At 37.8% G+C, this 23,292-nt stretch carries 20 protein-coding genes; 9 read left to right on the top strand and 11 right to left on the bottom strand.

Annotated elements, in window-relative coordinates; all coding sequences use genetic code 11:
• Positions 1-54: 54 nt before the first annotated feature.
• The 3 genes from dinB (at position 55) to CRS_RS21545 (ending at position 5,794) form a co-directional block, all read left to right on the top strand.
• Positions 55-1,197: a DNA polymerase IV gene (gene dinB, locus CRS_RS21555; protein ID WP_142726015.1), complete on the top strand. Its 1,143-nt coding sequence runs from the start codon at positions 55-57 to the stop codon at positions 1,195-1,197.
• A gap of 10 nt (positions 1,198-1,207) precedes the next feature.
• The gene (locus tag CRS_RS21550; RefSeq protein ID WP_142726014.1) at positions 1,208-4,261 is read left to right on the top strand and encodes a DNA polymerase III subunit alpha; all 3,054 of its coding nucleotides are present in this window, start codon (positions 1,208-1,210) and stop codon (positions 4,259-4,261) included.
• A gap of 258 nt (positions 4,262-4,519) precedes the next feature.
• Entirely contained in the window at positions 4,520-5,794 is a 1,275-nt protein-coding gene (locus CRS_RS21545; RefSeq protein ID WP_142726013.1) for a DUF6624 domain-containing protein, read from the top strand.
• A 380-nt stretch (positions 5,795-6,174) separates the two neighbouring features.
• On the opposite strand, the gene CRS_RS21540 is transcribed toward CRS_RS21545, so the two are convergent.
• Both CRS_RS21540 and CRS_RS21535 read right to left on the bottom strand, forming a co-directional pair.
• Positions 6,175-6,594, bottom strand: coding sequence for a hypothetical protein (locus CRS_RS21540; RefSeq protein ID WP_142726012.1), 420 nt, complete (start codon positions 6,592-6,594; stop codon positions 6,175-6,177).
• A 59-nt stretch (positions 6,595-6,653) separates the two neighbouring features.
• Positions 6,654-7,013, bottom strand: a complete 360-nt coding sequence (locus CRS_RS21535; protein ID WP_142726011.1) for a DUF6876 family protein — start codon at positions 7,011-7,013, stop codon at positions 6,654-6,656.
• Positions 7,014-7,424: 411 nt separating this feature from the next.
• Here CRS_RS21535 and CRS_RS21530 point away from each other — a divergent pair, with 411 nt between their 5' ends.
• Both CRS_RS21530 and CRS_RS21525 read left to right on the top strand, forming a co-directional pair.
• Positions 7,425-7,760 (top strand): hypothetical protein, encoded by a 336-nt coding sequence (locus CRS_RS21530; protein WP_142726010.1) that lies wholly within the window; start codon positions 7,425-7,427, stop codon positions 7,758-7,760.
• 412 nt (positions 7,761-8,172) lie between these two features.
• Positions 8,173-9,585, top strand: a complete 1,413-nt coding sequence (locus CRS_RS21525; RefSeq protein ID WP_172617133.1) for a S41 family peptidase — start codon at positions 8,173-8,175, stop codon at positions 9,583-9,585.
• A 592-nt stretch (positions 9,586-10,177) separates the two neighbouring features.
• On the opposite strand, the gene CRS_RS21520 is transcribed toward CRS_RS21525, so the two are convergent.
• Positions 10,178-11,347 carry an NUMOD4 domain-containing protein gene (locus CRS_RS21520; RefSeq protein WP_142726008.1) on the bottom strand — a complete coding sequence of 390 codons (1,170 nt, stop codon included), beginning with the start codon at positions 11,345-11,347 and terminating at the stop codon, positions 10,178-10,180.
• Positions 11,348-11,509: 162 nt separating this feature from the next.
• Between CRS_RS21520 and CRS_RS21515 the strand changes: the two genes are divergently transcribed.
• Positions 11,510-11,686, top strand: coding sequence for a histone H1 (locus CRS_RS21515; RefSeq protein ID WP_142726007.1), 177 nt, complete (start codon positions 11,510-11,512; stop codon positions 11,684-11,686).
• Positions 11,687-11,747: 61 nt separating this feature from the next.
• Here the strand turns inward: CRS_RS21515 and CRS_RS24545 are convergent, their stop codons facing one another.
• From CRS_RS24545 to CRS_RS21485, 7 genes are all read right to left on the bottom strand, one after another.
• On the bottom strand, positions 11,748-11,894 hold the full coding sequence (locus CRS_RS24545; protein ID WP_172617132.1) for a hypothetical protein: 147 nt from the start codon (positions 11,892-11,894) through the stop codon (positions 11,748-11,750).
• Between the two features lie 87 nt (positions 11,895-11,981).
• Complete coding sequence (locus CRS_RS21510; protein ID WP_142726006.1) at positions 11,982-12,833, bottom strand: toprim domain-containing protein; 852 nt, start codon at positions 12,831-12,833, stop codon at positions 11,982-11,984.
• Positions 12,834-13,277: 444 nt separating this feature from the next.
• A complete protein-coding gene (locus tag CRS_RS21505; protein ID WP_142726005.1) occupies positions 13,278-14,375 on the bottom strand; it encodes a hypothetical protein in 1,098 nt (365 codons plus the stop codon).
• Positions 14,376-14,412: 37 nt separating this feature from the next.
• Positions 14,413-15,102 carry a hypothetical protein gene (locus tag CRS_RS21500; RefSeq protein ID WP_142726004.1) on the bottom strand — a complete coding sequence of 230 codons (690 nt, stop codon included), beginning with the start codon at positions 15,100-15,102 and terminating at the stop codon, positions 14,413-14,415.
• A gap of 3 nt (positions 15,103-15,105) precedes the next feature.
• Positions 15,106-15,363: a DUF3853 family protein gene (locus tag CRS_RS21495; protein WP_142726003.1), complete on the bottom strand. Its 258-nt coding sequence runs from the start codon at positions 15,361-15,363 to the stop codon at positions 15,106-15,108.
• A gap of 281 nt (positions 15,364-15,644) precedes the next feature.
• Positions 15,645-16,490 (bottom strand): RteC domain-containing protein, encoded by an 846-nt coding sequence (locus CRS_RS21490; protein ID WP_142726002.1) that lies wholly within the window; start codon positions 16,488-16,490, stop codon positions 15,645-15,647.
• Positions 16,491-16,536: 46 nt separating this feature from the next.
• On the bottom strand, positions 16,537-18,246 hold the full coding sequence (locus tag CRS_RS21485) for a helix-turn-helix domain-containing protein (RefSeq protein WP_142726001.1): 1,710 nt from the start codon (positions 18,244-18,246) through the stop codon (positions 16,537-16,539).
• A gap of 488 nt (positions 18,247-18,734) precedes the next feature.
• Here CRS_RS21485 and CRS_RS21480 point away from each other — a divergent pair, with 488 nt between their 5' ends.
• From CRS_RS21480 to CRS_RS21470, 3 genes are read left to right on the top strand one after another with little or no spacing between them, the layout of a single operon-like run.
• A complete protein-coding gene (locus tag CRS_RS21480) occupies positions 18,735-18,929 on the top strand; it encodes a hypothetical protein (RefSeq protein WP_142726000.1) in 195 nt (64 codons plus the stop codon).
• Between the two features lie 11 nt (positions 18,930-18,940).
• Positions 18,941-20,446 (top strand): MauE/DoxX family redox-associated membrane protein, encoded by a 1,506-nt coding sequence (locus CRS_RS21475; protein ID WP_142725999.1) that lies wholly within the window; start codon positions 18,941-18,943, stop codon positions 20,444-20,446.
• Positions 20,447-20,481: 35 nt separating this feature from the next.
• Positions 20,482-20,760 carry a DUF6520 family protein gene (locus CRS_RS21470; protein ID WP_142725998.1) on the top strand — a complete coding sequence of 93 codons (279 nt, stop codon included), beginning with the start codon at positions 20,482-20,484 and terminating at the stop codon, positions 20,758-20,760.
• A 19-nt stretch (positions 20,761-20,779) separates the two neighbouring features.
• Here CRS_RS21470 and CRS_RS21465 read toward each other — a convergent pair whose 3' ends face one another.
• A complete protein-coding gene (locus CRS_RS21465; RefSeq protein WP_142725997.1) occupies positions 20,780-23,284 on the bottom strand; it encodes a S9 family peptidase in 2,505 nt (834 codons plus the stop codon).
• Between the last annotated feature and the right edge of the window lie 8 nt (positions 23,285-23,292).

The raw sequence follows: 23,292 nt of genomic DNA, 5'->3' as shown, positions 1-23,292 counted from the left end.
TTTATAGCAACAAATATAAACATTTTTGATACAAAACGTAATAATTTTGTGGACATGAATCGCGCAATTGCCCATATGGATCTTGACACATTCTTTGTTTCCTGTGAGAGACTGAAGAACTCCGACCTTGTTGGAAAACCGCTTATCATTGGTGGCGGAGACAGAGGCGTGGTAGCATCCTGTTCTTATGAGACACGGTATTTTGGGGTAAGAAGTGCCATGCCGATCAAGATGGCTTTACGGCTTTGTCCAGAGGCAAGAGTTATCAGAGGTGATATGGAAATGTACTCGAATATGTCGCATACGGTCACTGAAATCATACAGGAAAAAGTGCCTGTTCTTGAAAAGGCAAGCATTGATGAATTCTACCTTGATCTTTCCGGGATGGATAAATTTTTCGGTTGCTATCAATGGACCACTGAAATTGCAGAGGCAGTCAGAAAAAATACCGGTCTGCCCATCAGCTTTGCCTTATCCACCAATAAAACCGTTTCAAAGATCGGGACCGGCGAATCGAAGCCTATTGGTAAACTTGAAATTCCTGAGCAGAACATCAAGCCCTTTCTGAATCCACTTTCCATAAAGAAGATTCCAATGGTTGGAAATGTGACCTTTCAATTGCTATCGAGGTTAGGTGTAAGAAATATCCAAACCCTATCGGAAACACCGATTGAAGTTTTGCACCAGCTGATCGGAAAGAACGGGCAGGAACTCTGGAAAAAAGCCAACGGTATTGATGAGACACCTGTTGTCCCTTATTCCGAAAGAAAGTCTATCTCAAAGGAAAATACATTTTCACAGGATACCATCGATATCACCGGCATAAAGAGCATACTGTCAGGAATGGTGGAACAATTATGCTTCCAACTCCGTCAGGAGAAGTGGCTGACTTCTACCGTTGTCGTGAAAATCCGTTACTCCAATTTCGATACTGAAACCAAACAATACAGGATTCCTTATACTTCGTCCGACCATACGCTGCTCAGGTATGCATTAGAATTATTTGAGAAGGTCTACAACCGCAGGATGCGAATCAGGCTGATAGGTGTAAAGTTTACCGGTCTGGTACACGGATGCCACCAGATGAACCTTTTTGAAGATACTGAAGAGCTGATAAGTCTTTATCAAACATTGGATAAAATTAAAATGAGGTTCGGATCGACAAGTGTCGGACGGGCTTCAGGACTTCTCACTTAATAATTTATTTATGTTTCTCAATTGTCATTCTTTTCACAGTCTTCGATATGGTACCATTTCCGTTAAAGAATTGGTTCAGCAGTTGGTTGAACTGGGAATCGGTGTGGCTGCCCTGACCGACATCAATTGTATTTCCGGCATATATGACTTTCACAGGTTATGTGAGAAAAACAACATCAAACCGGTAGTTGGTGTAGATATAAGAGACGATAATAGACAGCATTACATCTGTCTGGCAAAAAATCAATCAGGGATTGGCGAGATCAACAGGCTTTTGACACGGCATAATTGTGAAGGAAAGGATCTGCCATTACATCATCCCTGTCTGTCAGAGGTATTTATCGTATATCCTCTGAGCAATTATCCTGATAAATTAAACCGAAACGAATACATCGGCATACGTCCCGAAGAAATCAATTTGTTGATGAATTCTACCCTAAGAAAGTATCTGCCAAGAATGGTCATTTTACAACCAGTGACTTTTACAACAAAGAGAGAATATAAACTGCACAAGATCCTGCGTGCCATCGACCGGAATACGCTGGTCACAAAACTTGATGAAACTGACATATGCGGCCAAAACGAGAAGCTGATCTCAAAGGATGAGCTTCTAGAAAAATACCGGCATTATCCACAAATCATTGAAAACACAAAACAATTGCTGGAACAATGCCATTTCCATTTTGACTATAAGATTCCTAAAAACAAAAAGAACTTTACAGATAGTAAAGACTGTGACATAAAACTTTTAACGGATCTTGCCAATAAAGGGTTTAAAAAGAGATATCCTGATGATGACGGAAAGGCTAAAGAACGGATGAACAAGGAATTGGGTGTCATTGACCAATTGAACTTCTGCGCTTACTTTTTGATCACCTGGGACATCATCCAGTACAGCAACCGGATGGGATTTATGCACGTCGGTCGTGGAAGTGGTGCCAATAGTATCGTTGCCTACTGTCTTGGCATTACAGACATCTGCCCGCTGGAGCTTGATCTGTATTTCGAGCGCTTCCTTAACCTGAACCGCAAAACACCGCCGGATTTCGATATCGACTGGAGCTGGCAGAACAGGGATACGATTTTACAATACATCTTCGATAAATACGGAAAAGACCACGTAGCATTTTGCGGAACAAACGTTGAGTTTAAATACAGATCGATTTTCCGGGAGGTAGGAAAAGCATTTGGGTTACCCAAAGAAGAGCTTGATGAGCTGGCGACAAAATCCATCGAGCAGCACGATATTAATTCGGTGTCAGCAATGGTTCAGAAATATGGAAAGCTTTTAGAGAAATTTCCCAACCAGCGAAGTATGCACTCCTGTGGAATTTTAATCTCCGAAGAGCCCATCACCAATTATTCAGCATTGGAAATGCCATCAAAAGGATTTCCGATCGTCCAGTTCGATATGCACGTAGCCGAGGAAATCGGCCTGGAAAAATTCGACATCCTTTCCCAGCGGGGATTGGGAACCATCAAAGATACCGTAAAACTCATCGAAGAAAAACGGGGTGTTAAAGTCAATATCCGGGATGTTAGTTTGTCAAAAGATGAACAGAGATGCAATGAATTTCTGAGCAGGGGAAAAACAATCGGATGTTTTTACATTGAAAGTCCGGCAATGCGAGGACTACTCAGAAGATTGAAATGTAACAATTATAAGGTATTGGTAGCAGCATCATCCATCATACGTCCGGGCGTGGCACAAAGCGGAATGATGAAGGAATACATTTTCCGTCACAACAATCCTGATCAATTTGAATATTTCCATCCGGTTTTTGAGAAAGAACTGGGAGAGACTTACGGCATTATGGTATATCAGGAGGATGTTATAAAGATAGCCCTTCATTTCGGAGGCCTGTCCCCTGCTGACGGCGATGTATTACGTCGGGCGATGAGCGGCAAAGGACGTTCGCTCTCTGCCCTGCAGAAAGTCAAAGACCACTTCTTTGAATCCTGCAAGGCTTTGGGTCATCCTGAACAGCTCTCCAGAGAGGTCTATCGCCAGATAGAATCCTTTGCAGGCTATTCATTCTGCAAGGCCCACTCGGCATCTTATGCCGTAGAAAGCTACCAAAGCCTTTATCTGAAGGTGTACTATCCTATTGAGTTTATGGTTTCGGCGATCAATAATGGCGGCGGTTTCTACAGAACAGAGGTATATGTCCACGAAGCGAAAATGTCAGGTGCGACTATATTAAACCCTTGTGTCAATCTAAGCGAATACCAGACTACGGTTTATGAAAAAGACATTTATTTAGGGCTCATGCACATCGAAAAGCTCGAAAGCAAAATCGCGCTTTTAATTCCTGAAGAACGAAAAAACAATGGCGATTATACTTCCCTGGAAAACTTTGTCAAAAGAATCCCCATTGGTATCGAGACCTTACAGACCGTGATATTTATAGGAGCATTCCGGTTTACCGGAAAGCAAAAGCACGAATTGTTAATTGAAGCCCGGTTTCTTTTAGCAGGAAACAGGCCGACTTTTAAACACCTGACATTACTGGAAGAGCCACAAAAAGAATACACGCTTCCAAAAGTACAAAGGCATCCTTTAGAGGACGCATTTGATGAAATCGAGATATTGGGATTCCCGGTTTCAGTAAGTCCATTCGACTTATTACAAACCAAATATAGGGGAAGTGTAATGGCAAAGGACCTGACGAAATACCATAAGAAGCAAGTCAAGATGCTGGCCTATCTGATATCCCGCAAGCACGTTCCCACCAAAAGAGGGACGATGTTTTTCGGAACCTGGATCGATGCGGAAGGAGAATATTTTGATACCGCCCACTTTCCGGATAATCTTTCACAATATCCTTTTCAGGGTGGCGGATGCTACCTGTTGTTAGGAACGGTTGAAGTAGATTTTCATTTTCCCACCATTACCATATTAAAAATGGCAAAAATGCCTTTCATTCCCGACCCAAGATACACTTTGGATAAAGACAAAGCGTATGAAGCTTATAACAATATCCGGGAAGATATAAGTATGACCTTCAGGAAACCATATCCCCAAGAGCACGAGATAGGATTGCCCAGGAGGAAAATGAGTTAAATAAAAATGAGAATTTTAGAAGCTGGTTTATTGAAAAAAGGAAATGGGAAAGCGGAGGTTTTGTAATTTTTTGAAATCCAGTACAAAACTTACCAACAATACAAAAATATGCGTAATTTTATAGAAATTAATCACAGGAATAGTTGTTAAGTATTTGAATTTCAAAACACTATTCCATTTTTTTATACTATAATTTATACTAAATTATTAATCAAACTCAGGTTATAGTGTAAAATTGTCATTTATAAAAAAGAAAATATGCATTCTATTAAACTTATTTTTTTCTGTACTCTTTTTTACATCTCATCACACGCCCAGTCCAATAACAAATATCAGAGATTAATAGCTCAAGCGAGTTTGTATCACCTTCAAAAGAATCCTGAAAAAGCAGTTTATTTCTATGAAGACGCTTTCAAAATACAACAACCAGATGCCCTGACTGCATATAAAGCTGCCGGAGTGTTTTCTCTGAACAAAGATTCAGAAAGAGCTTTCCAATATCTGAAAGTTTCTTTATTGTCAGGTTGGACGGAATCAGATTGGCTGTTATTCGACCCTTATTTTGATTATTTACGAACTAATAATCCTGAAAAATGGAAAGAGATAGAAACGATTGCAATTGCACAGGAAAAGCAATATGAAAAGACGTTGAAACTTCCTGCTTTAAGAAAAGAGATTAATCTGATGTGTCTCAATGACCAAAAACTCAGGTACAGAAAATCACAAAATAATGATGATAATTTTAATAACATCATTAATCAACAAATCAATGAAGCAGATTCATTCAATTTGATTCAAGCGAAAAAGATCATTAAACAATATGGCTGGCCAAAAATGTCCGAAATTGGGAAAGACGGACAAAATAATCTTTGGCTAATTGTTCAGCATGCAGACCAAGATGTCCTATTTCAAAACGAAGTTTTATTGGAAATGGAAAAATTAGTCAACACAAAAGAACTTAATATGGAAAATTATGCTTTTTTGTATGATAGAGTTCAGTGCAATTTGAATTATAAACAATTGTATGGAACACAGGTTATTTGGTCTGGCCATGGAGAAGCATCTGGTTTCAGACCTATGTTAAAAGAAAATTTAGTCAATAAAAGAAGAGAAAAATTGGGACTTGATCCATTGGAAATTTATTCTTTAATCTACGGATTCTCTTACGAACCAATTAATTTAGAAGAATCCCGAAAAAAAGATTCTATTTATGATTCGGAAGTTAAAGAATTGATGATTAAAGCCAAACAAGCATACAACAAAAAGGATTTTCAAAAAGCATATGATAACTATAACGCGGCTTCCACTTTTCTTGGAGGAATGAGCGATGGTGATAATTTTGAAGCTGCAATTTTGTTTTCGAAAATAGCAAAAGTTGACAAAGATGAAAAATACAAAGGTATTGCTTTGGATTTCTTGGACTTGTTATACTTACGAGGAAAATTAACCAAAATTCAATTAAAAAAACAATCTGATTTTAATACTTTACGTCAAGAACAACGGTGGATTGATTTGTTGGGAAAATTAAATTAACCAAATCTTATTCAATAAATAATAATTTTGAATTACTTTGGACGAAGGATATAACAAATCACATATTGAATGGTTTAAGTAACAAAACTGTATTGCCCAACCAGAGCGAAGGCGAAAAGATGCAATTGCAATTTGATCCGGTGTGTACATCATCGCACAACGATTTACGTCTTGAAATCTAAGCATTAAAAACGATCCCGCAACCTTTTTTCAAGACATTTCAGCAGTAACGGAAATGTTGTAGAAATAGGGTTGCTCCTAATCGTACAAAAATGCGTTTCCGACAAAAGGGAGGAATTGTATTTTTGCCTTTTAAAGAATTTTAAACCTAAACAAAACCGCAATCTGAGCAGGCTCAGATTGCGTTTCAATAAAGATCATCACTTCAGTCGCAGGAAGTCTTGTAAATGTTTTGATTTTTTAAAATTGATATAGGTCTTAGACTCAGGATTTTTTATAAACGCCTTAAGCGCTCTGATATATTGCATATCCTTTTCGTCAACACAGGAAATTTTAAAGCAGGCAGTGCCTATTTCTCCGAAACAGTTTCCTGCACCAAAAAGAAGAGAATGGTAGGTTTCCCTTGAAATCGGGCGGGCGTAGTGCGGAAGGTTCTTTTTTCCTTCTTCGTCTTCATTCATAAAACGCAAATCTTCTTCAAACATTTCCTCTGTGAAAAACACACCATACTCCACGCCGTTAAACGTTTCGTATTCCAATTGATAGCTGTTCTTTAACAGTTCGTTGACTTCGACGGCTTTTTCAGCCTTTTTTAAATAGATGATGGCATAGGTTCCCATTGTTATGATTTTTGAAAGTTATTAAACACGATTGCCTGTACATCGTGAGGTTTTTAAGATTAATGTTCACTTGGAAGCAGCAGCATGTTGCCTTCTTTCCAGATGGTGAACTCGTTAAAGAAGAAATCCGAAAACGGAATGTCCTGCGTGGCAAGTACCTTGTTATTTCCGTCAGTTGCCGTAAGCCTGAATTCGGTTTCTTTCACTCTTTCGAGTTTCCAGACCTGGAATTCTTCCTGACGGAACTTCTCAGAAAGCTGATACGATACAATGCAGTCGATCAGCCAGAAGCATTGTTCTTCCTCTGCAATAATTTTAACGCCATCCGTAATGACGAATCCGAAGAAATAGGCGAAATACTGCTCAGTACCACTAAAATGGTTGTAAAATTCATTGGCTGAAATACCTGGATTTTTCATAGTTAAAAATGTAAAGGGTTGATATTGATTTTTGATTGTTCATTGAAAATGTAAAGAGCGCTTTGCTTTGTGTCCGACGGGCCTGTCGTTTTTCATTGCTTTTTGACGATAGAAATTCCGTTTCAGCCAAAACCGGAATGGAACTGATGGAATGAAGGCCCTGAAATCTTTTTGTTCGCAGAATTCAGGAGTGTCTGGGAAAATTAGCGAAGAGAAGCGGAGCGAATTTTTTTAGAAGCCCAAAAAGATTTTTTTGAGCAGAAACGGGATTTATACTTTTGCAACCTGAAAACGAACGCCCGTCGGATCGCGAGCATAAAAGCCGCATTTTTTTACGGTAATCCCTTGAACAGAAGTCAATTTATCTTTATATTTGGACTACGATAACCAGAAAAAATGACAACAATTAGTATGAGACAATTCTTAGTTTTAGCCGCTGTAGTAATGACGGCATACGGATACGGCCAGACGAATTGCGATGCCCTGAAGAAAGACAATGAAACCTTGCAGTCCACTAACAAAGTGCTGACTTCCGAAAATGAATACCTGAAAAAAGTTCTTGATCTCAATAAACCCATTCTGGAAAGTGAACAGGAAAATTCCACCTATACAATAACAGCGGTAAAAGGCAATAAGGCTGGGAAGACTATCGAAATTACCTTCCTGATCGAATCGAAAGATGAAAATCACAGAAGAAATTCAGGAATAACAGCACGCTCAAATTCTCTTTTAATGATATCTTCTTAAAGAGCAATCCGGAAGCGAAAAACATTTACTCGGGCTATGTAGAAAACTTCATCGTGAGAAGGGACACCGCGTGGTGACCTTGTCCTACACCTATAACTTCGGTTCAGGCAAATCCGGTCAGCCAAGAAAAACCGGCGGCGCCGATGATTTGAAGCAGAGGGCGCGGAATGGGTAATGTGATTGCGAAAAATTAACCACTGTCATTGCCAGGAACGAAGTGATGAAGCAATCTCAACTTTGCAAAACAGTATTTTTCATTGCAAAACCTTACATTTGGGGATAAATGCAATGGATTATATTTTATATTAATGCAATGCGTATATTTGATTGTTGTACGTAATTCTTAACAGACACCTTTATCCAACGGAGTATAACAATTTGACAGCCTATGCGTGTAATAATAAGTAAAAAAATGTTCAGCAAACTTAGACTATCAGGAAAAAATTGCCTGCTTATATTATTCTTGCTATTATCTTCTCTGGCTTTTTCCCAGCAGATAAACAAGCTAACGCCTTTGCAAATGAAGCAAGACATTGATACATTAATTCACTATTTAGAGGAAACACACATTAATCCTTATTATCGATACCCGAAGGATAAATTCTATAAAGACGTAAGTTTAGTTAAGAAAAATTTGACTAATGAGTTGGATTTAATCGACTTTTATCTCAAAATTGAGCCGCTTTTGGCTAAATTAGAAGACGGTCATACAGACCTCCCAATCCCACAAAGAGAGTATGAAAGCAAAAACCCTTTTGAATTACCTTATGTTTTCAAATTAACTCCTGACAAGCCATATATTGTTTGCGAAAGTGTCAAGGGTAGTTATACGCCGCAAATTCCAGGCAATAGTGAAATCATAAGTATAAATGGCCATTCTGCAAAAAAAATTGTAAATGACATTATTAACCTCAATACAGGTGAAACCCCAGTGTTTAGGGCAGAGTATGGCGCTGAAAATTTTAGTTTCTTCATTGAAGAACTTTATAAAACAAACGGAAAATACAAGATAAAATACACGCACAATTCCAAAGTAAATTCGATTGTTATTGACGGAGTAAGACAAAATGAACTCTTAGCAAATGAAGATCTCTACAATAAGGCTTTGCCTGAAGAAAAAAAAGAAGTTGACAATAATTTTACGCTTACCATTCAAAACAATATCGCAATAATTAATTTTAAAGTATTTGATTGGAACGGTTTTAAAGAATTTGCTGATTCAACTTTTAGCGTTATAAAGGATAAGAAAATAAATAATCTTGTTATAAACTTAATTGACAACCCGGGAGGAGATTCGGATGTGGGAGATGCATTTCTTCAATATTTTTTAGATAAACCATTTAAGCAATATGACAGAGTTGATGTAAAATTTAGCAAATTATACAAAGACCGTTTGAGGGCTCATATAGGCTCCAAGGAGCCTACTAAAGAGCAAATAGAAGTGCTAACCAAAAAAAATGGGACAATTGAAACATTGTATTTAAATAATAACACTATAAGTGACAACCCGTTGCGTTATCATGGTAATATCTACCTTTTAATTAATTCACAAACTTATTCTTCTGCAGCAGACTTTGCCCAATGTTTTAAATTTTACAAGAGAGGAATTATAATTGGAGAAGAAACTGGCGGGTTAATTAAAAGTTTTGGTGATATCGTCACGACTCATTTACCCAATTCCGATTTAAAGTATACTATATCAAGTACATTATATTATAATATTGGCGCTAACAAAAATGATTTTATTGGTGTGGTCCCTGATATTGTCACCTCAAAAGAAAAAGCACTAGAAAAAGCATTGGAAATAATTGAGAGAAGTAATTAACAATTACGTACAACAAGGGCTTGCCAAAAGCGGAGTTGAAGTCCAGACTTTCATTTAAGAGAGAGTTTCCGTCAAAAGTTTTAAAGATAATTGGTTCCTGCGCTTCTGCATATTCGTTGAATTCATTATTGATCATACTGACTAAGTTGTCGTAAACCACGCCTTCACTCTCTGCGAAGAATGAAATGTACTTGTCTTGATGTCAAAGAACGTCTGCAGATGAATTGATTCGTATAACTGAGGTTCCGGCTTTTTCTTTGCCGATAACGATAGGAAAGTATCAGGCACACAAAACCCGATTCGTTTCAGCTTAAAAGCAAACTGCTTACGGATCGGGCTTGAAATCTTTTTGTTCGTAGAATTCAGGAGTGTCTGGGAAAATTGTCGGAGTGAAGCGGAGAGATTTTTTTTAGAAATCCAAAAAGATTTTTTTGAGTGAAAGATGCTGTCCTACATTTGCAACAGTAAACAGCCTAACCTCGGTATGAGATCAGTTCCGGAACGTTCTTATCAACGAAAATAGAATTGAACAAAGTATGAAATACGGTTTTCTGGAATGGCTTTAAAATGGAAATCTGTTATAAATGACCAATTACTTATCATTTGTAATTACCGAACCACCACGAGTCAAATACATTTTAGACAGATCAAATTTCCAGAATGGTTCATTATTATTGACCACCGCAAATGTTTTGTCCTCCATATCAAATTTCCGGACGAAACAGCATACCAGAGCTTTGGAAACCGATAAATATCTGTTTCTTTTCTGATGCCGCAGGATACAGCGCAGGGCATAAGGCTTCCCATTGAAAAAATCGACATACTGGGAGAGGATGTGTTCCCTCAGTAAGACTTTTCGGCCTTCAGTGATCCAGCCGCTTAAGCGCTTAACCCGTCCTTTATTTGAAATCACAAATCGGTTTCCTGAACCTGGTATCGGCTTCCAGCATTCACCGGGAAGGTCCTCTAAAGACAGGTTCATACAAGCCGGAGGATTCTTTTTATCAACTAAAGGTCTTCCGAGGTTTTTCCATACCGTTTGATTAAAAATCTTCTGTTTGCCTTTAGGCTTTGGAATCACCTCAAAATCTTTTTCGGTAATGGACTGGCTGCTAAGAAACCACCGGTAACCACCGGCTGTCAGGAACACTCCGTGCACGGCATCCATTATGCTTTCACAGCCTACGCAGGCTACTTTTTCAGCGCTGTACATACTGTCGAAGCCAGCGATAAAATTCCCGTTAATGTCATACTGGGAGACCGGCTGTGAATAAATGGCATTTCGGTTTCTTGCCCTGTTGCTCTGAAAGGTTCTGTAACGGCTTTCGCTATGCGATATCTTTTCAAGGTTGGTGTAGTGCAGGTGCAGGCTGTTGCCGTCTTTAAATGCGATCTTAATATTGTGATCGTTGTAATCAAATTTTTCTACGAAATGATAATAAATCAGCCGCGCCATCGATTTGCGATACTTTTTTCCGTCAGAGGATAAGGTACAGTGGAACTGGTAAAAGTATTTTTGAAGATATTGATTAAACTGCTTAACGACGATCAACTTCATAATCATCTCCGGCTCTTTTTTACCTTTTGTTTTGTTGGGTAAGAACGTCCACCGTTCCAAGCTCTTTAATCTGCCAAAGCTCGATATGGCATAATTGGGGAAATCTTCCACAGCTTTCCATTCTTCACCATTCAAAGCTGATAAAGAACGGTTGTAAATCACTTCCTTTACATACTGGTCTTCAAATTCGGCAGGCAACTTCAAAGCAATGGTATCAACGTTGTGTTTTATTAATAATATCTGATATAAAGATAAACAACATTCAGAAATTTCCGCTATTTAAAGAATTGTTGTTGCAGAATTCGTTGGAAAACCAATAAACAATTATATTTGCAGCCATTAAATTATTTATACACAAGCATAGCTATGAAAGAACTTATCGAAAAAATCAATGCTGAATTCGAATCATTCTCCAAAGAATCAGAACAACAAGCAGAAAAAGGAAACAAGGCTGCGGGGACAAGAGCTAGAAAATCTGCTTTAGAATTGAGCAAATTATTCAAGGACTTCAGAAAAGTTTCCGTCGAAGAATCCAAGAAATAATATCGTAAAAATTAAAATCCCAGCAACAAGCTGGGATTTCTCATAAATAACCTTTCTATCATCATTTTGAATCTCCAGGCTTATGCTTGTGGGGCTTCAGATCCGGATGTTTCGGCTGGTTAGGTGGTGTTACCCTAGGTCTTCGGTCTGGCGTTCCATCTTCCTTTTTAGGTTTCGGGCCAGGTTTGATCGCTTTAATCGTTTCCATAGAATCATATTAAGTGTTAACCCGATAAAGGTAGACTGGATATTGTAATTACAGTTACGGAAAACCGCAAGGGAAATTAGAAATTACTTATATTGGCGTCTTGGTTTTAACGAACCATTCATTCAGATCTTTACAATCGTGATAGATTAAGGAGCAATCTTCTACATTCTTATAGTCATTTCGGATTTTTGATGCAACGGATTTACCGTTAGCATCATTGTCAAGAAACAGCAGGATCTTCGGGTATTCTTGTAAGATCTGTTCTGCTTTGAAAACCATCGCCGTAGAATTTAAAATAAGACAGTCACACGCTGAATTGAATCTATTTTCCAGGTTCCGGAACGTGAGAAAATCGAAGAACCCTTCAAAAACAGCAATTTCAGAAAATGGCCCAGATCCGGCCCGAACCAAAGTAACGACTTTAGAGCCCAAGCAAAGTTTAGCATACTTGTTCCTTATTTCAAAACCATCGGAATCGTTTTTAAATCCGATCCCGAAATATTTTCTTCCATCCACTTCATAATGCACTTCACACACACATTCCTTTTGCTCATAAACTTTTCGTGATTCCAGATACTGAATCAGTGCAGGGTGTCTGATTTCGGTGATTTTTAAAATTCGGTAAGAGATTTCCGACTGTGTTTCTTCAGTTACATACTCTGCTTTAGCTGGAAAATTAAATGATGAAAGGTATTTCAACGCTTCCGAAACCGAACATTTTTTTATTTGCTGCACAACAGAAATTACATCGTAACTCTTCCCTGTCCCAAAATCAAAAGCACTATTCTTACTATAATCCACACAAAGACTTGGAATTTTTTCTTTCCTGTCCAGCGCAAAATAAAAAGCAGTTCTACGATTTTCTTTGACCGGAAAAAGACTGAATGATTCCAACACCGAACGGATGCTGATATTTTGTTTGATTTTTTCGCAATTCATTTTTTTTCTTTTTTAAAGCAAAATTTCTCTAACAGATTCCTTTTAAGTAAAAAAATAACTTTTTCAACCTTTTCAATCTACTTTTAGCGATACGATAAACTGAACTAGCATAAACCCTTTCAATGATTTCTGAAATGAGTGCAATTCAGATATAAAGATCAGTCTAATTCCGAAATAAGAATAAGTCCAAATCCGAAAAAGAAGTGTTTTTCAAATGAGTGCAAATCCGTTTTAAATTCTCCTTTATTCATCAAACCAATGACTTATCCACAATATTGACAAGTTATCAACATAAGAACAGTTTTTCTAAACATAGGGAACGAGTGCAATTCCGATATGTAACTAAGAAACTCTACACTTTTAACAAGGGATTAACTTCAGTGAGTGCAACTCCGAAATACACAAGAGTGCTATTCCGAATTACGAATGAGTAGTAATCCGAATTCAAAGAATTACCGGATAGCCATTCGGCATCAATTTTCCTATTTTAGTTTCTCTATACAGTCTTATAATATTCTCCTGGATTTCCATCAAAAATATCCGACCTTGGAAGTGGACAGACCTCTTTCCTTTCAATCTGTTAGTCCTTATAAATTCCGAGAAAGCTCTTTCGATGAGCTCGCGGGTCTGCAAAATATTTCTGTACTGGTATGAAAACTGAAGTATGTCATCCTGTTGCAAACCATATCTTTTCCTGAAATACCTTAATCTTCTGGTAATATCTGTGTGCGTGGGATTTCCGTCCATCTTTTTTTCTGAAACAAACTCTTTCGTGGGATAAGGAATAATAAAGATCATATCACCCTTATACTTGAAATGAAATGATAAACTATTATACTGATCAAGATTTGACCTGACGGGCTTCAGGAATTTAAAGCAAAGATCATTGGCCGTCCTGTAGCTGAGTCCAAATTTTTTATTCAGGGTGGAAAGCTTAAGCGAAGTTCCGGTCTGAGGAAGTTTGGCCAGCCATATGGCAAATATTATATGCTTGTTATTTCTGATATTATACACCAGATGGTAAAGCACATAATTATACTCCGGAATGACCATCAGCTTTTTAAGCCAGTAACTGCTTATCAAAAAGCTGGTGTAACCTCTTTGATCATAGCTGGGAGTTGAAATGAGACCTCCAAACGTTTTGATTTCCTTCCCTTTTGAATTAAGAGACACGTACCAGCCCATCTTAAACTTGGCGAGATATTCATAGGCATCTATAACCTGTCTGCTTGAACCGCTTGGAGAGATCTTACTGTTTTTGATCTTCATCGAGGCAAACACATTATTTTCCGTCTCAAATTCTTCATCAAAAAGAGAAAGCTGTTGAGGACGGTCCTCTGGTCTGAACTGCTCACTGCTGATGATCGCAATGATATTGAATATGACCCGCAATGCGTTGATCGGAATATCGGCTGCTATATGGCCATCAAAGATAAAATCATCAACAAAGCCATTCCCCAGCCTGATTCTTTCCGGAGTCTTTTCAATCTGACTTTGAAAAACTTTACGCACAAGCCTGCGGTCTGTTGGATAAAATGTCATTCTCTTAATTTTATGAATTAGAAGCAGTAGATCTTCATCATTTTTGCTCAGGATGTCTGATATGAGGAATATCCTTTACTGACAAATGAACACGCTTATTATCGGACAAAAGAAAAGGCATGATGTTTTTCAGAGTGGAACGCCAATTGGTGATTAGTCGTCCATTACTGCTTTTCCAATTATTCTTTAACCAGCTGTCATACTTTTCCTCAATAAGTTTATCGCAATCAGGAATGTAGGCATCTAACGTCCTTGCAAAATCTAAAAATTCCCTGAGATCAGGAATATTCCTGTTTATAGAAACAGAACTGGAAAACACTTCGATGTCCTGCGCCATATTGTTCATTTCAGCTTTATCTTTACCTGAGCCCTTTTCATAAGTCTGACTACTTTCAGACAATGTTTCCACTACAATATCCCGTTGTTTATTCCTGACCTCCCGACCCTCAAGAGGATAATCCAGAATCAACCTGTAATGTCCCGCAGCCCCATTCTTTGTCCTGAATTCTATCAGTCCCAGATCCCTGAGTTTTTCCTTAGTTACTTTTACAGTTGAACGGCTTAATGAAAGCCTTTTTCCCAGCTCCACATCTGAGATCCTGAACTGGTAATCATTGTGATCTTTCGCCATCTTAAGCAGATAAAGATAGAAGGCAATAACAGTATGACCAGCCCCTTCCCTTTCATTGAATTTCCAGAACCTGTCAATCAGCTCCACATAATACATCCGTTATTTTTTTGCGAAAAGCTGCAATGCTTTCTCTTTATCAATAATGATAATATTCCTGTTCTGGATAATTGCCTTATCCAGTATACCTGAGGATTTGACCTCGGATGCCTTTGATACCGAGCAGCCCAGTATCTTAGCAAGACCTTTCAGACCATATTCATATTTCTTATCGTTGCTAAAGTTTTTAGACAATTCCAGAAATTCAGCAACAGTGAGCTTCCATATCGGAGTGCTGGGGTCGATATCTTTTAATGCCATAGTTTTGAGATTTACGTTTTACTGATAAAAATTAATAAGACAAAATTTCAAAATCAATGGATATATCTTTCGGTAGTTCTTCGGTACTACCGAAAACTTTTTAACCTCTTTAATGGAATATCTTAATCACAGATAAACAGAAATTTCGGGACCTGGTAATGGTATAAGCAAGAAAGATCTCCCGGCAGCAATCTTTACTGCAGGGAGATAATTATTTCAAAATAAGGGTTCAACAGTTATTATATTCCCATAAAGGATACTTTTTATTAAAAATTCAATGATCAGACGTCCAGATCATCCAAATACTGGTTGAAATTTTGTCGGATCAGACTTATAAATTTTGATCGGTCTGCTTTTCTGAGCCGTATTTCAGAAAGCGTCTTATGATAATTGCCCAAATTAATCTTCAGCGAGTTTTCAGCCCATCTGAAAATTTCAGCAAGGTCAGCATGGCCACCATTAAAGCAATTGCTTTGGTATAGCGCATACAGAAGTTCTGTCAATGCCACTTTCGGCGCTGTCCATTCTAAATGTCTGACCTGAGTAACGTCGGTATCCGTGCAGTCACCGGAGTTGATCTTATTGGTAAGATACTGATCCAACAGATCATTGGCGATAATCTGAGATATCAGATGATCGTGAGAAGTCGAGAACTCCTCATCATAGCTATAAAGTTCAGGACTAAGCTTTAGCTTGAAATCGAATCGAAATCGGGTAAAGTATTTTTTATCCAAAAAGGTGGATTTCCTGCGATAGTAATTGATAAAATCTTTCTGTTCGCTGTAAAAGTATAACAGATTGCTTCTTTCCTGCTCAAAATATGATCTGAGTGCTGCGGGGTCGGCAAAAGGCTTAGAAGCTTCTATCGAAAGGATCTTTGAATAATAAATGTACAACGCCACAAATTGTGGCTTTGTATTTTTAAAGAAGTAAATTTCCTCATTCCAATCTGCAAATTGATACTGTTTTAAAATGGTTTTAAGCTGCCTTATTGCAACATCGGTTTCCATAAGGATTTCTTCAGCCCGGGGGATTATATCATTCTCACTCCTATTGATCTGGTCAATGCTGCTCATAAGATCACTCCACAGCCGATCAACTTTTTTTCTGAAAAGCTTTCCGTTCATACATCAAATTTTTTGTTGGCGTAAAAATCGGGCTAAAAAACAGAAATCACCTTTTTTCAAGTTCCTGAAGCCTCTTCTTTACGAAATCGGTTGGCCGAATGCCGTTGATTTCCAAAAAGTGATTGGAAAAAACAATCCTATTCTTCATCCCACATTCAGCAGCCAGTGTATCCATACTGTATTGCAAATAGATATTGTTTTCCATCAGCTGTTTCGTAATATATTTGATCCGCAACATTTTAATATACTGTGTGAAGGTAGTATTCATATGCTCGTTGAGTACAAATGACAGAGCTGATCTGTGGGTATTAATTAACCTGGCTACATCCGGCAGCTTAAGATCCTTATTAAGGAACTGCTTTTTTTCCTCAAAAACCTTCAGATTTTTTCTGATCTCTGCAATGGCCTCTTCACTGTATAGCCCTTTGACTGTATTGGAATTTTCCTGCAGATTATCTCCTTTAACTTCATCCGGCATTTTCAGTTTTTCCAATAGATCGTTGTACTTGGTCGTGATAAGCTTTTCTCTTTGTCTATAGCGATAAAGTGAGTAGCAGAAAAATAAGGCGACACAAACTATCAATAAAATAAGAAATATATTTCCATATTTATGCTTCTTTACCAGCTGATCACGGCTTTCATTTAATTTGTTGACCTGATATTCTCTGTATAGCTTTGCCGATAGTTTAGAAAAGTCCGAAGTAATAATTGAATCTGCTCGCAGTAGTTTATTGGTATAGTAAAGCTGAAGGCGATCATCGCCCTTGTCTTTTGCAAATTGAATAAGGTATTTATAATTACCGACCACTTCAGGGGTAACAAAATTAAATCGATTAAGTATCGAATCGACCTTATGAAAATAAAGGACAGCTTTCTTTTGACGCCCGTCGGCCATATGAAGCTTACCCAGATAAAAATACACCGTTGCCACTGCAGCAAAATCCTCTTTTTTGCTTAAAAGCCTTCCTGCATTCTTCAGGTACTTTTCAGCAAGTGGCAAATTTCCGTTACGTATGCTATTGATTCCTTTTGCTTTTTGAAAATAGGCAAACTCCTGTACAAATTCATCTGAGTTCCTAACTTTTTTAACGCCGATATCAATCAGTGAATCTTCCTGCCTGTACAGTTTCAGATTTCTATAACAAGTACTCAGCCTGTACAGGCTGTTCAGATACCCGTGCTGATCATTCAGTCTCAGGTTTGGGTCGGTCTCACAGGAAAGCTCCTGCTCGTAGTATAATAAAGTTTCCTTGAAATGTATCGCGGCCTCTTCGTAAAAACCTAAATAAGATTTTACCATTCCCAGGTGATATAAAATTTTGTGGTACAGATAAAGATCTTTCGTATTTTTCGAGTAGCTGAACGCCCTCAAATAGTCCTGCAACGCTTTATTGTAGTTTCTTTTGTTATAATAGTAAACAATTCCTCTTTTCAAGTAGGACATCGAAATCTCATCGGGATCATTCGCTTTGATTGCCACAGCAACCGCACTGTCAGCATACTTTATTTTCCGTTCTGCGGAATGTTCATAGTATACTGCTTCGTCGTATCCGGCAATCAGCTCCGATAGATTTTTTTCTGCCTTAGCCTTCTTAATATACAGATTAACAAAAACCATCGCCCTTGCATCATTCTCCGGATAAGCGTCAAAAAATGCCGTAAGCTGAGCGTAAGTATACGGTCTAATCTGCTGACCTTGGACGCTGCAGATTATGATAAACAGGAATAAAAAAAGAAACTTATTGAAGACTTTCATGGTGATATTACATCAAATTTAAAGAAAATGTTTCCATCATCCCGCCTATCATAATAGTATTTACTGAACTACCAAATAACAATTTATTTTTCAGCCAGTTGTATAATAAAACACTGGTAATAAAAGATCTTTTATTACGTAAACAAAAATCAATCATTACCATCACTCATTTTTTAATCGGAGTGCCAGTGGTAATTTAGCTGTACGAATTCGATAAAATAACCGGCCGCGATAACTTTTAAAATCATTAATTCTATGAAAGAGTATATCTCAATATTAATTTTTGGTGCAATAGGGATTCTGCAGTCATGTGATCGATCAGATGCCAATTTTAGCACCGACTACGAAATCCCATCTCAGAAGCGTGTCGATAACATTTTAGTTGCAAGGTCTGCAGAAACTGGTATTAAAGAAAGCTCATCTTCCTATGAACGAAAGAAAAAACGAAAGGATAAATCACATTGGCGGGTTCATATTGATACTGTGAGATGATGAATGAATCACCTAAAAATGGAGATCAAAAAACAAAGGAGATCATCATTCAATCAGGAAGGATTTGTACTATCAGCGGTGAGTTTGAAATCAAGGACCGTATCAGCACAACAGCTTACGTTTCCAAAGGGGAATTAATGCCATTGTATTGTGGCAGAAAAGTAAAATGGACCTTAGTTAGGAAAGGATAAAAATCCGTACTATGAAGACTATAAAAACAAGATTTGTTGAATTCACGAGCTATTTTTTCATACTGCTGTTCTGTTACGCCAGTGTCAGCAAGATCATGGATTTTGAGAATTTTCAGGTACAGATCGCACAGTCCCCTATTTTCAGTTCAGTTGCAGGATTGATTTCTTACGGTGTGCTGATTGTAGAACTGCTGGTTTGTATTCTGCTTATTATTGAAAGAACAAGCATCATCGGATTGTACTCTTCTTTTTTTCTGATGGTCTCATTTACGATCTACATTTATGTCATTTTAAACTATAGCGAAAATGTACCTTGCTCCTGCGGTGGGATATTGGAAAAAATGGGATGGAGAACCCATCTCATTTTCAACTTCGCGACGGTTCTGATTTCTTCTTTTGCAATTTTGGCATATGCCGTTCAGAGAGGAAAAAAAATAATTACGACAGCTTTGCTCCAACTTCTCCTATCTTTTGCAAGTACCGCAATGATCATTGCATTATACCATCGCTCCGACTATTTGATCAAGAAAGAGAATCCTTTCATCAGAAAATTTCTGGAACATCCTGTAATAGAGGAAAAGAGGTATGATCTCCAGGTCAATTCTTTTTATTTCGCAGGCTCAACGAAAGACTCCGTGTATCTCGGTAACTACACCACTCCTTTCTCGCTGATTTCTTTAGATGCAGAACTAAAAGAGATGAATGAAAAGAAAATCATTCCGGATCGTTTTGATTTCAGCTTTAAACGGGCTTTGATACAGATCAATGCACCCTATTATTATCTTTATGACGGAACCGTTCCTGTCATTTACAAAGGTTTGCTGGGAAATGAAAAAGTGACTACTTACAGTAGATCTCAAGCCTATTTTAGTCAACTCGTCAATTGCGATCAGCACTCTTTTGCTTTCAGCACCTACTATGCACCTTTGAAAAAACAGTCGTTAGGGATTTTATCTCCTGAAAAAGAAAATCCTCTTCAATTAAAAACAGATCTTTTAAAGACATATAAAGACGGGGTTTTTGATACAGACGGACTGATACATTCTGATCGTGACAACCAAAGTCTGGTCTATGTTCATTACTATAAAAATCAGTTTTTGATTCTGGATAAGGGCCTTAATATAAAAGGTGATTTTAAAACCATTGATACCATCAGCCGCCCTCAAATTGATGTTGCTGAACTAAGCGATGGAAGAAGAAAGATGAATAAGCCGCCACTTAAGGTCAATATCACATCAACCGTCAAATACGGCTTGTTGTTTAACCAATCCAATCTAACGGGCAGATACGAAAACAGCAAGAACTGGGAAAATAACGCAGTCATTGATATTTATTCAATTACTGAGCAGAATTATATAGGCAGCTTTTATCTTCCAAAACCTAAAAAAATCAAGAAGATACAATTAGAGATCTCAGGAGATCATCTTTTTGTATTGGTCGGAAATGAGATTATCAGGTATCGTTTTGCGCAGAATCTTACCAGGCATTTCATGAAAGGGGAAAGCCGAAAACCCTGACCAAGAGTAGGCACCAATAACAAATTTCAAGCATTATGAAAAATTTAAGAAAAATCGCATTGCCCGTAGCCATACTATTAATGGGAGCCGGAAGTGCGTATGCTACAACAGCATTCAAGTCAGTAAAAACAGATTTCCAAGGCTATCGTTTTGATCCTTCAGCACCTGTGGGACAAAGATGTGTTCTGACGGAAAAAATGTGTACCGATATTCAAGGAGAAGTCTGTACCTACAGCGATGCTTCCGGAACACACAATCTATCCAAGAACATCGACGGTACTTCTTGTGGAGATCAGTTGTTTGAGATCGAATAATTTTAATAGGTGAAGGATGCTAATAAGCATCCTTCATTTGTTTATCTATCCAAGGGATATTTCCTTTATTCTTTAAAAAATATTCGAACCAATCCAGCATTCTTAATGTGTAGTCCTTTTGTGCAGGATATTGCGTTATGGTATGCCCTTCGCCTGCATAAAACAATGCAATAACTGTTTTCCTGTATTTTCTTAGTGCACTGAAAAATGTTCTAGTCTCCTCACGATCAACATTCTTATCCTCGGTACCTGTCCATAAAAGCATCGGCGCAGTCACTTTTGATGCGTGATACAAAGGATTATTATCAAAATATTTCTGGTTATTACTCTCAAAACTTTCACCCATTCTAAATTGGCCACCTTCAATACGATAATAGTCTGGTGATTTGAAATTGTAGTTGAATGAATAGGCCATATGAACAATGTCGGAGGGAGATGCACCCGAAATATATGCAGCAAAACGATTGCTGTGTGTAGCAATGAAATTGGTCTCATAGCCACCAAAAGACTGCCCCATTAGTGCAATCTTTTTCGTATCGACCTGCTCCAATTTCGAAAGCTCATCCAAAGCATTGTTTATACACTGTAAGGCTGACAGTCCTGCTCCTTTATTACCATAGTTGATATCCGGAATCAGCACCATATATCCAGATTCCAACAATAACCTGGCATTAAAACCACGTCTGTTTTTGAACGTTGGCACTAAATATTTATCGGTAAACTCCTGCTGCTTTTCGTAGATCCATAATACGACAGGATATTTTTTTTCCGAATCAAAATTTGCAGGTAGAAACAGACTTGCCTGAAGATCTTCATTGTTGACACCTTTATAGTACAACTGTTTTTTAGTAATTGTTTTAGCTCCTTTATCCTGAGCATTATATTGATAAACGGTTCTGGAAGCTGAAGATTCTATTTTCGTCATTACCACTGGCGGCTTGTTGTAATTCTCTTCAGTCCATATAAAATTTTTACCATCATTACTTGACTGAAGATGTTTGATTCGATCTGTGCTCTCTTGAATAATGACAGACTTCTTGCCCTGATCCAACATATAGTAGGTCGATCGGAGATCGTTATCGTGATGTGCAGCAATCAGTAGATAAGGATCATCCAAATAGTAATACTTTCTGTGAAAACCTGCTTCGGTCGATTTTTTCACCACGTTGATAACCTCAATGCTATCCGCATTGACGGACAGTATTTTTTTCTTTTGAAGGTCATTTATATTCAGCTCCCATAATTCACCTTTTGAAGACCATAAAATTGTTCCTGACGAACTAAAGTAAGGAACTGCTTTGGATGGCATGCCTATAACTTTATCCGTCATTGTTCTGGTGTCCAAAAGTTTCCAGTTAGCCTTGACATACCTAAGAATAAAATTCCCTCCTTTATCAAAATACATCACATCCCCATCTTTCTCAAGTATTTGATCTTCTCCTGATAATGAATTCCATAAATGCATCTCATAATGATCGACCTTATCAGCGCCTTCTATAACATCTATTTTTTCTTTGTCCACCTTTTTTCTTAAAAAAAGATTTGTCCTGCCAATACCTGTATACCCACTGTAACTGGAATCCAATTTGACAACCTTCTGCTCCTTAGGATACCATAATAGATCAACGCTTGGTCGTTCTCCATAAAAATAATTGCTAAGGTCTTGTTCCTTACCATACCAGATACTTACCGTCTTATCATCTATAGGAAGCCTATCGCTGAGCGTCAGGAAAACAGCGTTTGAATCAGACGACTTCTTAACGGTGATCTGGGTATATTTACTGATCGAGGGATCATCCAGTTCCGCGATACTCAGATCAGAACCCACAAAATAAGTTTTCAATCCTTTTGCCGCAGAAACAGAAACCACATAACCCTCTTTTTCGGTGTCAGATTTTGATAACTGATAAACTTCATCTTCCGATGACCAAATTGTTCTATATGAACGGCCATCTGAACTGGCCTTCAATAAATTTTTCATTTCGCCCTTATTCTCAAAAATTATCAGATCTCCTTCTGTTTTCTGCCATCGTAAGACTGATTCAATTCGCTGTCTCAAAATAAAGCGATCATCATAAATCTCCAGCATATTGTTTTTACTGCTGTCATAATGAATCAATAGCTGTCTTTCACCCTCTAAAAAATCAATGGTTTTGATGTTTTGTATTACAGATTCCTTCTGAGACTTTAGATCTATCTTCTGAAAGACACTCCCTACCTGAAGAACCAATATATCATTGCGCAAAAAGAAATTCTTTGACACATTCGTCTTGCGGATCTTTCTGAAAGGTTTCTGTGTTTCAGAAATGATAAGACTTACTTTAGAGTCTTCATTGATCTCAAACATCAGCACATATTTTCCATCCGGAGACATTTGCATGACCAAAGGTTCCACTGTATCCTCTGCTAATTTTTCAAGCTCCGGTCTCGGTGTCTGTGCGTAGATTACCAATTGATACCTGATTACGAACATTCCCAACAACATCATAAGGATGTAGATCAACTTACATAAAAAACTATTCATAAAAGCAA

The sequence above is a fragment of the Chryseobacterium sp. ON_d1 genome, assembly GCF_006829085.1.
In the GTDB taxonomy this organism is placed as follows: Bacteria; Bacteroidota; Bacteroidia; order Flavobacteriales; family Weeksellaceae; genus Chryseobacterium.
The sequence above is the reverse complement of the archived record's forward strand: the minus strand, read 5'-3'. Positions and strand labels throughout refer to the sequence as shown.